This is a genomic window from Pseudarthrobacter sp. NamE5 (genome assembly GCF_005796225.1).
GTDB lineage: Bacteria > Actinomycetota > Actinomycetes > Actinomycetales > Micrococcaceae > Arthrobacter.
This window is the reverse complement of sequence record NZ_VAHO01000012.1, coordinates 25950-38983: the sequence shown is the minus strand read 5'-3', so window position 1 is coordinate 38983 and position 13034 is coordinate 25950. Positions and strand designations below refer to the sequence as shown.

16 protein-coding genes are annotated in these 13034 nt (G+C 66.8%); 15 read left to right on the top strand and 1 reads right to left on the bottom strand.

Going from position 1 to position 13034, the window contains the following annotated elements:
• Positions 1-240 precede the first annotated feature (240 nt).
• From ribD to hisF, 8 genes are all read left to right on the top strand, one after another.
• A complete protein-coding gene (gene ribD / locus FDW84_RS14230) occupies positions 241-1296 on the top strand; it encodes a bifunctional diaminohydroxyphosphoribosylaminopyrimidine deaminase/5-amino-6-(5-phosphoribosylamino)uracil reductase RibD (RefSeq protein ID WP_240721530.1) in 1056 nt (351 codons plus the stop codon).
• Between the two features lie 11 nt (positions 1297-1307).
• Complete coding sequence (locus FDW84_RS14225) at positions 1308-1952, top strand: riboflavin synthase (protein ID WP_138610179.1); 645 nt, start codon at positions 1308-1310, stop codon at positions 1950-1952.
• A complete protein-coding gene (gene ribB / locus FDW84_RS14220; RefSeq protein ID WP_138610178.1) occupies positions 1949-2626 on the top strand; it encodes a 3,4-dihydroxy-2-butanone-4-phosphate synthase in 678 nt (225 codons plus the stop codon). The genes FDW84_RS14225 and ribB overlap by 4 nt, the downstream gene beginning before the upstream one ends.
• Positions 2623-3339: a GTP cyclohydrolase II gene (gene ribA / locus FDW84_RS14215; protein ID WP_138610177.1), complete on the top strand. Its 717-nt coding sequence runs from the start codon at positions 2623-2625 to the stop codon at positions 3337-3339. Before ribB ends, ribA begins: the two co-directional genes overlap by 4 nt.
• 16 nt (positions 3340-3355) lie before the next feature.
• Complete coding sequence (gene ribH, locus FDW84_RS14210; protein ID WP_138610176.1) at positions 3356-3844, top strand: 6,7-dimethyl-8-ribityllumazine synthase; 489 nt, start codon at positions 3356-3358, stop codon at positions 3842-3844.
• 103 nt (positions 3845-3947) lie between these two features.
• Positions 3948-4211, top strand: a complete 264-nt coding sequence (locus FDW84_RS14205) for a phosphoribosyl-ATP diphosphatase (RefSeq protein ID WP_009358176.1) — start codon at positions 3948-3950, stop codon at positions 4209-4211.
• Positions 4212-4300: 89 nt separating this feature from the next.
• Positions 4301-5161: an ATP phosphoribosyltransferase gene (gene hisG / locus FDW84_RS14200; RefSeq protein WP_138610175.1), complete on the top strand. Its 861-nt coding sequence runs from the start codon at positions 4301-4303 to the stop codon at positions 5159-5161.
• Positions 5162-5207: 46 nt separating this feature from the next.
• Positions 5208-5984 carry an imidazole glycerol phosphate synthase subunit HisF gene (hisF, locus tag FDW84_RS14195; protein ID WP_138610174.1) on the top strand — a complete coding sequence of 259 codons (777 nt, stop codon included), beginning with the start codon at positions 5208-5210 and terminating at the stop codon, positions 5982-5984.
• 25 nt (positions 5985-6009) lie between these two features.
• On the opposite strand, the gene FDW84_RS14190 is transcribed toward hisF, so the two are convergent.
• Entirely contained in the window at positions 6010-6654 is a 645-nt protein-coding gene (locus FDW84_RS14190) for a TIGR03085 family metal-binding protein (protein ID WP_138610173.1), read from the bottom strand.
• Positions 6655-6765: 111 nt separating this feature from the next.
• Between FDW84_RS14190 and hisI the strand changes: the two genes are divergently transcribed.
• The 7 genes from hisI to trpA all read left to right on the top strand — a co-directional run bounded on the left by hisI (position 6766) and on the right by trpA (position 13032).
• Entirely contained in the window at positions 6766-7206 is a 441-nt protein-coding gene (hisI, locus tag FDW84_RS14185; RefSeq protein WP_138610172.1) for a phosphoribosyl-AMP cyclohydrolase, read from the top strand.
• Between the two features lie 136 nt (positions 7207-7342).
• Entirely contained in the window at positions 7343-8905 is a 1563-nt protein-coding gene (locus FDW84_RS14180) for an anthranilate synthase component I (RefSeq protein ID WP_138610240.1), read from the top strand.
• A complete protein-coding gene (locus FDW84_RS14175) occupies positions 8905-9540 on the top strand; it encodes a Trp biosynthesis-associated membrane protein (protein ID WP_138610171.1) in 636 nt (211 codons plus the stop codon). The genes FDW84_RS14180 and FDW84_RS14175 overlap by 1 nt, the downstream gene beginning before the upstream one ends.
• 106 nt (positions 9541-9646) lie before the next feature.
• Positions 9647-9934, top strand: coding sequence for an HGxxPAAW family protein (locus tag FDW84_RS14170; protein ID WP_138134538.1), 288 nt, complete (start codon positions 9647-9649; stop codon positions 9932-9934).
• Entirely contained in the window at positions 9934-10755 is an 822-nt protein-coding gene (trpC, locus tag FDW84_RS14165) for an indole-3-glycerol phosphate synthase TrpC (protein ID WP_138610170.1), read from the top strand. The genes FDW84_RS14170 and trpC overlap by 1 nt, the downstream gene beginning before the upstream one ends.
• Positions 10756-10906: 151 nt before the next feature.
• On the top strand, positions 10907-12226 hold the full coding sequence (gene trpB / locus FDW84_RS14160) for a tryptophan synthase subunit beta (protein ID WP_138610169.1): 1320 nt from the start codon (positions 10907-10909) through the stop codon (positions 12224-12226).
• Complete coding sequence (trpA, locus tag FDW84_RS14155; protein ID WP_138610168.1) at positions 12223-13032, top strand: tryptophan synthase subunit alpha; 810 nt, start codon at positions 12223-12225, stop codon at positions 13030-13032. The genes trpB and trpA overlap by 4 nt, the downstream gene beginning before the upstream one ends.
• Positions 13033-13034: the final 2 nt, after the last annotated feature.

The window sequence follows — 13034 nt, the reverse complement described above, 5'->3', positions numbered from 1 at the left end:
CCCCGGAGCCATCGCGGTTCGAGAGGGAAGGAACGACACGGGAATGAATTCCAAGCGATGGCTCTTTAGTGCCGAATGCCCTGCCGCTTCAGCGGAGGGCGCACCTGCCGCAGTGGTTGCGGCATGACGGCGGGCCACATGACTTCTGCCAGCGGAGCCGGCGCTGCCCTCCACCAGGACCACCCGCTCCCGCCCGAGGGCGGAGTGACCACCGCTTTCACTCCTGCCGAAACCGAGGCCATGGAGGTTGCCCTGGAAGCAGCCCTGCGGGGGCCGAGGGGCGCGAATCCGCTGGTGGGCGCCGTCGTCATTGATCCTGAGGGCAGGCGCCTCGTTACCGGTTTCCACCGCGGTGCCGGTACAGCGCATGCAGAGGCGGACGCGATCGCACAGGCGGCTGCCGCCGGCATGGATCTTTCCGGCTGCACCATGATCGTCACGCTGGAGCCGTGCAACCATATGGGGCGGACCGGTCCCTGCGCCGAGGCGATCATTGCCGCCGGAATTACCGACGTCGTCTACGCGGTTGATGATCCCCATGACCCGGCAGCAGGCGGGGCAGCAACCCTGCGTGCAGCCGGGGTCCGCGTCCGCAGCGGGCTTGGAGCTGCTGAATCCCTGGAGCTGAACCGCCATTGGTTTGAGGCGGTGGCGGCAAGAAGGCCGTTCGTTACCCTTCACATCGCACAAACGCTGGACGCCCGGATTGCGGCGGAAGACGGGACCAGCCAATGGATCTCCAGCCCTGAGTCCCTTGCGGACAACCACGCCATCCGGGCCCGGATCGACGCCATCCTGGTAGGAACCCAGACAGTGCTGGTAGACAACCCGCGGCTTACTGCACGCGGTCCCCAGGGGGCACCGGCAGCGATGCAACCCTTGCGGGCCGTCATGGGGCTGCGGGATATCCCCGCCGACGCCGCCGTACGGGGGCATGACGGGCGGGTCACCCACCTTCGCACCCGCGACCCCCGCGAAGCGCTGTCCCTGCTGTACGGAAGCGGCATCCGCCACCTCATGGTGGAGGGAGGCTCGAGGATCCTGAGTGCGTTCCTCACTGCCGGCCTTGTGGACGAACTGATCGTCTACCTGGCGCCCACCCTGCTCGGTTCCGGCACCCCGTCCCTGGACGGCCTCGGCATCACCACCCTTTCCCACGCCCAGCACTGGGAGTGGGACGAATCCGACGGCGGCGCCGTGCGCACGTTGGGCCGGGACCTGAGACTTCACCTAAGACCGCAACGGACCGTTGCCCTAGACCCCCAACCAAACCGCGCCAGCGCGAAGCAAGCCTAGGGAGGCCACTGATGTTTACCGGAATAATTGCCGAACAAGGGCACGTTCTGTCCGTGGAGAGGGACGGGGACGCCAGCGCCACCGTCCGCCTGCACGCGCCCGGCAGTACCGAAGGCCTCGCCCTGGGCGGGTCCATCGCCGTCAACGGGGTTTGCCTCACGGCAACCGAAATCGACGGCAAGGACTTCAGCGTGGACGTCATGGGGGAGACCCTGGTCCGCAGCACCATCGGGGAACTGGCCCCGGGCGACTTCGTAAACCTTGAGCGCTGCGTGCCCGCAGGCGGCCGGCTGGACGGCCACGTGGTGCAGGGGCATGTGGACGGCGTCGGCGTCCTGCTGGAACGCGAGGCCCTTGGAAACTGGGAGCGACTCCGCTTCGGCGTCCCCGCCAACCTGGCCCGCTACATCGCCGAGAAGGGCTCCATTGCGATCGACGGCGTCTCGCTGACGGTCACGGTGGTCAGTGCGGCCGCGGAGCAGGAGCACTGGTTTGAGGTGGGGCTCATCCCCACCACCCTGTCCGAAACCGGACTGGGCGCCAAGGCCACGGGCAGCCGGGTCAACCTGGAAGTGGACGTCCTGGCCAAATACACAGAACGCCTGCTGGGGTTCCGTACGGCAACGCCCGCCGCTGTGGACGGAGGAACACCGTGAACGCCGCCGTCAAAGTGGAACCGGAACCCACTGCTGTGACTCCCGCAGCCCAGGGGCGGGTCCTGGATCCCATCGAAGACGCGGTGCGCGCCATGGCCGCCGGGAGGCCGGTCCTGGTGGTGGACAACGAGGACCGCGAAAACGAAGGGGACATTATCTTTGCGGCCCAGCACGCCACACCGGCGCTGATGGGCTGGACCATCAGGTACAGCTCCGGCGTCATCTGCGTCCCGTTGTCCGGGGAGCGCGCCGACGCCCTTGCGTTGCCTCCCATGGTGGCGGTCAATGAAGATGCCAAGGGTACGGCCTACACCGTCTCCTGCGACGCCGCCACAGGCGTCAGCACCGGAATTTCAGCCACCGACCGTGCCCTGACCGCCCGGGTACTGGCTGATCCGCAGGCAGGCCCGGCGGACGTGACCCGCCCCGGGCATATTTTCCCGCTCCGCGCAGTTGACGGAGGTGTGCGGGAACGTCCCGGCCATACCGAAGCCGCGGTTGACCTGTGCCGGCTCGCGGGCCTGGAACCCGTGGGCGTGATCGCTGAAGTGGTGTATGACGACGGCGAGATGATGCGCCTGGACGGACTCCGGACGTTTGCGGCGGAGCATGGCTGCCCACTGGTTTCCATCGAAGACCTGGTCGCCTACGTCACGGAGAAGGAGAAACGATGACGGCATCCGTAGCGGGCTACGGCCACCACCCGGAACGCACCGGCAGCGGCGTTGTTCCACATCCCGTCAGCGGGGGCCCGGTGGTGCAGCTGCCCACCGCCTTCGGGGACTTCGTGGCGCAGGCATGGACTGACCAGGTCACCGGGGTGGAGCACCTGGCCGTCAGTTCCCCCAACCCACCCCAGGACGGGAAGGCGCCGCTGGTCCGCCTGCACTCGGAGTGCCTCACGGGTGATGTTTTCGGGTCCTACCGCTGCGACTGCGGTGAACAACTTGCCTACGCACTCGAACTGATCCACGAGCAGGGCGGCACGCTGCTGTACCTGCGCGGGCAGGAAGGCCGCGGCATTGGCCTCGCCAACAAAATCAAGGCCTACGCGCTCCAGGAGGCAGGTTTCGACACTGTTGAGGCGAACGAGCAGCTGGGGCTGCCCGTGGACGCCCGGTCCTACAACGCCGCCGCCCAGGTGCTCGCCGAGATGGGTCTCCATGAGGTCCGCCTCCTGAGCAACAACCCGGACAAGCAGAACAGGCTGGCCAGGGCCGGCGTGAAGGTGGTGGAGATGGTCCCCACCGAAGTACCGTCCCGCGACCAGAACATCCGCTACCTGCAGACCAAGAAGGACCGGATGGAGCACCGCCTCGTCCTGGCCACGCACGTGGCACCTGTGCCTATCACCACCACTGACATATTCATCCACGAACAAGACTGAACGGAACACAAGACCTATGAGCGGACACGGCGCCCCCAACATCGACCTCAGCACCCTCAACCCGGCCGAAACGTCGCAGCTGCGGCTGGCCATTGTTGCGGCCAGTTGGCACACCCAGATCATGGACGGGCTTTTGGACGGGGCCCTGCGCGCCGCCAAGGATGCCGGCATCAGCGATCCCACCGTCCTGCGCGTCCCCGGCAGCTTTGAGCTGCCGGTGGCTGCCGCGCGCCTGGCACCGCACTTTGACGCTGTGGTGGCGCTCGGCGTCGTGATCCGCGGCGGGACCCCGCACTTCGACTATGTGTGCCAGGCCGCGACGTCGGGCCTCACCGACGTCAGCGTCTCCACCGGCGTGCCGGTGGGCTTCGGCGTGCTCACCTGCGACAACGAACAGCAGGGCCTGGACCGCGCCGGCCTCCCGGGCTCAAAGGAAGACAAGGGCCACGAGGCCGTCACCGCGGCGCTGGCCACCGCCGTCGTGCTGAAGCAGTACCGCAGCTAGCAACGCGCAGGAGGGCGGGCGTGGTGTGTCTTCACTCACAGCGCGCCCGTCATGCAAGGGCCCGACAGGCGCCCTCCGGGCCACAGCAAGTAGGCTGGAGGGCGTGAAGAATTTCGAGACGCTGTTCGCTGAGCTCAGCGAGAAGGCAGCCACCCGTCCGGAAGGCTCCCGCACCGTCGCTGAATTGGAGTCCGGTGTCCATGGCATCGGCAAGAAAGTCGTTGAGGAAGCAGCCGAGGTATGGATGGCTGCCGAATATGAATCCGATGAAGCCGCGGCCGAGGAAATCTCCCAGCTGCTGTACCACCTGCAGGTCCTGATGCTCGCCAAAGGCCTCACCCTGGAAGACGTCTACAAGCATCTGTAGCCACCGGTCCGGCGCGCATCCTGCCGCCGTGCCCGCCGTGGCCTGCACTGCCTGATATTCAGACCTCCACCAGCCAGAAAGATTCCCCCATGCTGCGAGTAGCCGTCCCCAACAAGGGCTCCCTGTCCGAAGCCGCCTCCGCCATGCTCTCAGAGGCGGGCTACCGCCAGCGCCGCGATTCCCGCGAGCTGGTCATGGTGGACCCGGACAACGACATCGAGTTCTTCTTCCTCCGCCCCCGCGACATCGCGGTTTACGTCGGCCAGGGAACGCTCGACGTCGGCATCACCGGCCGCGATCTGCTGCTGGATGCGGAGGTGGAGGCAGAGGAACTGCTTCCCTTGGGATTCGCCGCCTCCACGTTCCGTTTCGCCGGCCCCGTGGGTGATTTTGCCAAGGTGGAGGAGCTTGAGGGCAAGCGGCTCGCCACCAGCTATGACGGCCTCCTCCGCGGCTACCTTGCCGAACGCGGCATCAACGCCAGGGTGGTCCGCCTCGACGGTGCGGTGGAATCTTCAGTCCGCCTGGGTGTTGCCGATGCCATCGCCGATGTCGTGGAAACCGGCAACACGCTGAAGGCCGCCGGGATGGAGATTTTTGGCGAGCCGATCCTGAAGTCCGAGGCAGTGCTGATCCGCCGCACCGGCAAGGGCGGTGCAGCCAACGGCACGGCTAAGGAGATCGAGGTCCTGATCCGCCGCCTGCAGGGGGTCCTGGTGGCGCGCCAGTACGTCCTCATGGACTACGACATCCGCAAGGAACTGGTGGAACAGGCCGCTGCGCTGACGCCGGGCCTGGAATCGCCCACCGTTTCCCCGCTGCGCGATTCCGACTGGGTGGCCGTCCGGTCCATGGTTCCCAAGAAGGAAACCAACCGCATCATGGACGAGCTGTACGACCTCGGCGCCCGGGCCATCCTGGTCAGCAGCATCCACGCCTGCCGCATCTGATCCGGCCCGCGCAGCAGCAACAAACAAAGAATCTCCAGGAGCATCCATGGCAGTAGCAGTACGCGTCATCCCCTGCCTCGACGTGGACGCCGGGCGCGTCGTCAAGGGCGTCAACTTCGAGGGCCTTCGCGATGCAGGCGACCCGGTGGAGCTGGCACACCGCTACGACAACGCCGGCGCTGACGAGCTGACCTTCCTCGACGTCACGGCGTCCTCCGGAAACCGCGAAACCACCTTCGACGTGGTCCGCCGCACCGCGGAGGAAGTGTTCATCCCTTTGTGCGTCGGCGGCGGCGTGCGGGGTGTGGCAGAGGTGGACAAGCTCCTCCGCTACGGCGCCGACAAGGCGGCCATCAACACCGCTGCCGTGGCACGTCCCGACGTCATCGACGAAATTACCCGGCACTTCGGTTCCCAGGTCCTCGTCCTGTCCGTAGATGCCCGCCGGACCCGCCCGGGTTCCCAGGCCACGCCGTCGGGATTTGAAGTCACCACCCACGGCGGGCGCACCGGGACCGGAATCGACGCCATCGAATGGGCCAGGGAAGCGGCCGACCGTGGTGTGGGGGAAATCCTGCTCAACTCCATCGATGCTGACGGCACCAAGGACGGCTTCGACCTGGAAATGATCAAGTTGGTCCGGGCCGCCGTGAAAGTACCCATCATCGCTTCGGGAGGTGCGGGGGAGCCGGCACACTTTCCGCCCGCCGTTGCCGCCGGTGCTGACGCCGTATTGGCCGCATCAATCTTCCACTGGGGCCCGGACAACATGATGTCCCAGGTTAAGGACGCCATCCGCGAAGCAGGCTTCGAGGTCCGCTAAGCTCCGCCCGCATCGCGGGCGGCAGTTACAGTCCGACTTCGGCGGACTGGAGAAGCGCGACGGCGTCGGGCTGGCCTTCGAAGGTCACCAGCGCATGCCGGGTCCGGCCGTGGGCGTGCATCAGCAGTTCGCCCGGCTCGCCGACGATCGCCACCGAGACGGGAGCGCGCCTGGCGACATGCCGCGGCCCGGACGGGCGCACCAGGACAATGCCCAGGTCAACGCCGCGGTAAAGGATGGCGGCGCGCTTGACGAGTTCATCCCACAGTGCTTCCGAGTAGGCCTCGTCCAGCGCACGGGGTGCCCAGCGGTCCACTGCCCGGCGCACATCCTCGGTGTGCACGAAGTACTCGATGAGGTTGGAGCTTTCGTCGAGGGCCTTGATGTTCATCGGCGACAGCGCCGGCGGCCCGGCCCGGAAAGTTTTGACGAGCTTTGCGTATTCCTCAGGAGTGGTCAGCTTCGCCGCCAGCCTGGCAGTAGCCTGGTCCGAGGCCTTGGCCAGCCGCTTGATGAGCGGTCCCAGCCCCACCGCTGCTTTCCGTTCGCGCAGATAAAGGTGTGCCGCAAGGTCCCTGGTACGCCAGCCCCTGCACAGCGTGGGTGCATCAGGACCGGCTGCAAGCAGGGTCTCGGCCAGGACTTCTCGGGATGGTTCGACGAAATGCATCACTTGTGAAACTAGCACGACACGCGCGGAGTTGGGCAGCACACCCGCCCCCGCTGGCGTGCCGTCGTTCACACATGATCGGGGTGTGCAGCAGGCACTAGACTTGACCTGATGTCTGAGCAGCCTGCCCCCGTCCAGAACCCGGGTTTAACCGCGCCTGCGGCGCCTTCGCCCGGCCCTGCCGCCTCCGCCCCGGGTCCCCTTCCCGCCGGACTGGCAGCCGCCCTGAAACGCGACCCCGCCGGCTTGGTGGCCGCCGTCGTGCAGCAGTACGACACCAATGAGGTGCTCATGCTTGGCTGGATGGATGACGAGGCGCTGCACCGCACCATGACCACCGGCAGGGTTACCTTCTACTCGCGTTCCCGCCAGGAGTATTGGCGCAAGGGCGACACGTCGGGCCACGTCCAGTGGGTCAAGTCAGTGGCGTTGGACTGCGACGGCGACGCACTGCTGGTGCGGGTTGACCAGGTCGGCGCCGCATGCCACACGGGCACGCGCACCTGCTTCGACGGCAGGGAACTGGACATCAGCCCAGTCCAGGCGGGCTGAGTCCCGCCGGACGCAGGTACGGGGCGGTTGTTCCCCTGCAGTCCGGGAACGCCAGTAAGGCCCACTCAAGTTTTCACGCACACCCAAGGCGCCCGGCATGGCCGGCCCTCATCAGAACAGGCGGAAAAGCATAGCCATGCAGGACCTTGGAACCATCACCCCGGGCCTCGAGGAATTCCGGGAGCTCGCCCGGCACAGCCGCGTCATTCCGGTCCGGCTCAAGGTGCTTGCGGATGCCGAAACGCCCATTGGCCTCTACCGCAAGCTGGCCCAGGGCCAGCCCGGCACCTTCCTGATGGAGTCTGCGGCCGTGGGCGGAGCCTGGTCCCGCTACTCCTTCATCGGCGCCCAATCCCGGGCAACGCTGACCACCAAGGACGGGAACGCCCACTGGCTGGGTGAGCCGCCGGTGGGTGTCCCGGTGGAGGGCAGCCCGGTGGACGCCATCCGCGACACCATCGACGCCCTGCGGACCGACAGGTTCGAGGGCCTGCCCCCCTTCACCTCCGGCCTGGTCGGTTTCCTGGGCTGGGAAACGGTGAGGCACTGGGAACGCCTGGTCAGCCCGCCGGAGGACGACCTGCAGCTGCCGGAAATGGCCCTGAACCTGGTGACGGACATGGCCGTCCACGACAATGTGGACGGCACGGTGCTGCTGATCGCCAACGCCATAAACTTTGACGACAGTTCCGAGCGGGTGGACGAGGCATGGCACGACGCTGTTGCCAGGGTCAAGGCACTCCTTGCCAAGATCAGCGCTCCCATCGCGCAGCCGGTTTCGGTCCTGGCGCCCGCCGCCCTGGACTTCGCCTCCAGTGTTCAGGAACGCTGGGACGAGGCCGAGTACCTGGCTGCCCTGGACCGCGGCAAGGAAGCCATCGTGGACGGCGAAGTGTTCCAGGTGGTCATTTCGCGCCGCTTCGAAATGGAGTGCCAAGCGTCAGCGCTGGACGTCTACCGGGTCCTGCGGAACACCAACCCCAGCCCGTACATGTACATCTTCAGCCTGGCGGACGCCGAGGGCCGGGAATACTCCATCGTCGGATCCTCGCCGGAGGCCCTGGTCACAGTGACCGGTGAAGAAGTCATCACCCACCCGATCGCCGGCTCACGTCCGCGCGGCAAGACTGTGGAGGCGGACAAGGCACTCGCGGAGGAGCTCCTGGCGGACCAGAAGGAACGCGCCGAGCACCTCATGCTGGTCGATCTAAGCCGCAATGACCTTTCCAAGGTGTGCGTGGCGGGAACGGTGGACGTCACCCAGTTCATGGAGGTGGAGCGCTTCAGCCACATCATGCACCTCGTATCCACTGTGGTGGGCCGGCTCTCGCCGCACGCCAAGGCGTATGACGTCCTGAAGGCCACCTTTCCGGCCGGCACCCTGTCCGGCGCCCCGAAGCCGCGGGCGCTGCGCCTCCTGGACGAACTGGAACCGCACCGCCGCGGCATCTACGGCGGCGTGGTGGGCTACCTCGATTTCGCCGGCGACATGGACATGGCCATCGCTATCCGTTCCGCGCTGCTCAGGGACGGCCGTGCGTATGTCCAGGCCGGCGGCGGCATTGTGGCTGACTCGGTTAACCCCACCGAAGCACTCGAAACCGTCAACAAGGCCGCTGCACCGCTCCGTGCCGTGCACACCGCCGGTTCCCTGCAGAACATCTCCGCGGACTCTCTTCCCGGCGGGACGGGCTCCTGATGCCGGGAGCGGCAGCCGGGCAGGCGGGCGCAGTGCAGAAGCCGGGTACACCGGCCTGGGCCCGCAAGTCCACCCTGGTACTGCTCATTGCCGTCCTGGCGCTGGCGGTCTTCGGCACCACGACGCAGACGTGGATGACCGTCACTCTCGATCCCAGCCAGGCGGGCCAGGTGGGCGCCGGGCCGGAGGCGCTTCAGGTACAGGGCAGCAAGGCGGCCACCACCGTCACTGCCCTTGCGCTGGTGGCCCTCGCCGGCGGGCTTGCGGCTGCGATTGCAGGCAGGATCGCCCGGTGGATCATCACGGCCATCATCGTCCTCGCCTCAGCAGGGATCGTTGCCGCCGCTGCAACAGTCCTGGCCAACCCGCTGGCTGCCGCCCAAGGCTCCATCGCTGAAGCCACCGGCGTCTCCGGCAGCCAGGCGGAGGTGGCCGTCACCGCCTTCCCGTTCCTCGCCGTCGCCGCTGGGTGCCTGCTGGCCGTGGCCGCCCTGGCTATCCCCCTTGCCGGCCGGCACTGGAAAGCGCGCACGAAATATGACGCGCCCGGAGCCGCCGGCATGGCCGCGGCCGCGGCTCCCGTTGACGAGATCGACAGCTGGGACCGGCTGTCTCGGGGTGACGATCCCACCTGACGCGGCCGCGCCGGCGGCAAACGCCCGGCGGCGGGTCCGCGGATAACGGTTCGACCGCCAAAAAATGGCAGAATGTAAACCAGAATCCATCCTGAGGAGATTTTCCATGAGCAAAGCACCTGCGTCCGTTTCCAAGTCCGGCACCCGCCAGGTAGCCCCCGGCGCCATCGACCACAGCCAGGAACTTGGCCACGGCAACAGCCCCGCAGCCTGGACCTGCGTCATCGTGATGCTGGTGGGTGCGCTCATCGCGTCGATCGCCTTCGTCATCGCCAGCACCCCGATCTTCATCGCCGGCGCCGGCGTGATGGTGCTCGGCCTGATCCTCGGCTACATCATGCGCAAGGCCGGCTACGGCGTCGACGGCAGCAAGCTGAAGAACTCCGGCCACTGATGTCCACTGTTCTCGATGACATCAATGCCGGTGTCAGGGAGGATATGGAGGCCAGGAAGCGGCTCGTATCGCTGGCGGAACTGCAGGACCTGGCCCAGGCAGCAGCCCCTGCCCGTGACGCCTGGGCAGCCCTCGGCGGCCCCTCCGCGTCACGTGACGACCTGAAGGTCATCGCGGAAATCAAGCGGCGGAGCCCTTCCAAAGGTGACCTTGCCGCTATCGGCGATCCTGCGTCCCTCGCCAGGCAGTATGCCGACGGCGGAGCCTCGGTCATCAGCGTCCTCACCGAGCAGCGCCGCTTCAATGGGTCCCTGGCGGACCTCGACGCGGTGCGCGCCGCCGTCGACGTTCCGCTCCTGCGGAAAGACTTCACGCTGGACGAGTACCAGATCTGGGAGGCCCGCGCCCATGGGGCGGACCTGATCCTGCTTATTGTCGCTGCGCTCTCCGACGCCCAGCTCGCCGACTTCAGCGCACTCAGCCAGGAACTTGGCATGAACGTGCTCGTTGAGACGCACACGGAAGAGGAGATCGAACGCGCGGCAGCGGCAGAGGCGCGCATTATCGGCGTCAACGTCCGGAACCTGAAGACGCTCGACGTCGACCGTTCAGTCTTTGCGTCTTTGGCTGGACGAATTCCAGCGGGAGCATTGGTGGTTGCCGAATCCGGCGTCCGGGACGCCGACGATGTCACGCACTATGCCGCAAGCGGCGCCAACGCGGTGCTCGTGGGGGAAGCGCTGGTCGGCCACTCAACTCCCCGGGAGCGGATCACGGAATTCAAGGCCGCAGGCGCGGCCGCCATCGCTGCACGGCGCTGACGCGGCTCGCCTGACCGGCAGGATTGGCTGTCCTTGACGACTGGCCGCCGCACCCGCCTGGCGGCAGGGCTGCCGCCGCCGGCAAGTCAGGTCCGGACCTGCCGGACCACCACACTCTTACCTAACGACCAACTGGAACAGGACGGGACTGATGGCTGAAGCACCCTCAGGAAACGCTGACAACAACGCCGCGGAAGCATTCCTGCAGGGCGGCTCCCTGAAGCATGCCCCAGGGCCGTACTTCGGCAACTACGGCGGACGCTGGATGCCCGAATCCCTGATCGCCGCCCTGGACGAGCTTGAGGAAACGTTCAACAAGGCCAAGGACGACCCCGAATTCCGGGCCCAGATCGCCGACCTGAACAAAAATTACTCCGGCCGGCCCTCACTGCTGACCGAGGCGAAACGTTTCTCGCAGCATGCCGGGGGAGTGCGCGTCTTCCTGAAGCGCGAGGACCTCAACCACACCGGCTCGCACAAGATCAACAACGTGCTGGGCCAGGCGCTGCTTGCCAAGCGGATGGGCAAGACCCGGGTCATCGCCGAAACCGGCGCCGGGCAGCACGGCGTGGCCAGCGCCACCGCTGCGGCCCTGATGGGCCTCGAGTGCGTGGTGTACATGGGTGCGGAAGACTGCCGCCGGCAGGCGCTGAACGTCGCCCGGATGGAGCTCTTGGGCGCCACTGTCATCCCCGTGACCAGCGGCTCGCAGACCCTCAAGGACGCCATCAACGACGCCCTGCGCGACTGGGTGGCCAACGTGGACAACACCCACTACCTGCTGGGCACCGCGGCCGGCGCCCACCCCTTCCCCGCCATGGTCCGCTATTTCCACGAGGTGATCGGCGAGGAAGCCCGGGCGCAGATCCTGGAGCAGGAAGGCCGCCTGCCGGACGCCGTGTGCGCCTGCATCGGTGGCGGCTCCAATGCCATCGGCATCTTCCACGGGTTCCTCGATGATCCGTCGGTGAAGATCTACGGGTTCGAAGCCGGCGGCGACGGCGTGGAGACGGGACGCCATGCCGCCACCATCACCCTCGGCAAGCCGGGCGTGCTGCACGGCGCGCGTTCCTACCTCATGCAGGATGACGACGGCCAGACGATTGAGTCCCACTCGATCTCCGCCGGCCTCGACTATCCCGGCGTCGGACCGGAGCACTCCTACCTGGCGGACATCGGCCGCGTCAGCTACGAGCCCATCACCGACAGCGAGGCGATGGAGGCGTTCCGGCTGCTGTGCCGCACCGAGGGCATCATTCCCGCCATCGAGTCCTCGCACGCCTTGGCCGGCGCCATCAAGGTGGGCCAGCGGCTTGCGGCTGACGACGCCGAGGCTGCCAGGGACAAAATCGTGATCGTCAACCTCTCCGGCCGCGGCGACAAGGACGTGGCCACGGCAGCGGAATGGTTCGATCTGTTGGACAAGGGCTCAGCAGAGTCGGAAATCGGTAAAGAGGGGGAGCAGCTGTGAGCACTGCACAGACCATCAGCAAGTCAGCGGTAGCCATCGACAAGGCCCGCGCCGAAGGCCGCGCCGCCCTCATCGCGTACCTGCCCGCCGGATACCCCAGCGTTGAAGACTCCATTGCCGCCGGCATCGCAGCGGCCCGCAACGGTGCCGACCTGATCGAGATCGGCATTCCGTACTCCGATCCGGTCATGGACGGCCAGGTCATCCAGGCTGCCACCACGGAGGCACTGGCCAAGGGCTTTTCCGTCAACCAGGTGTTCGACGTGCTGCGCGGCATCACCAGCCAGACCGACGCTGCCGTCCTGGTCATGACCTACTGGAACCCGGTGGTCCGGATGGGCGTGGACGAATTTTCCCGCCGGTTGTCCGAAGCCGGGGGAGCAGGGCTCATCACCCCCGACCTCATTCCGGACGAGGCGGCCGAGTGGATGGAAGCATCCGACAAATATGGCCTGGACCGCGTGTTCCTGGTTGCTCCCTCCTCTACTGCCGAGCGGATGCAGCGGACGGTGGACGCCAGCCGCGGTTTCGTCTACGCGGTGTCCATCATGGGCGTCACGGGTGCCCGGAGTTCCGTGAGCACAGCCGCCAAGGACGTCGTGGCAGCCGCCCACAATGCCGGCGCCGAGCGCGTCTGCGTCGGGCTGGGCGTCTCCAATGCCGACCAGGTCCGCGAAATCGCTGCCTACGCCGAAGGCGTCATCGTGGGCACCGCACTGGTGAAAACACTTGGTGACGGCGGTGTGGACGCTGTCGCAACCCTCACCAAGGACCTGAGCACCGGACTCTCCAGGGAAAAGGCCTAGTC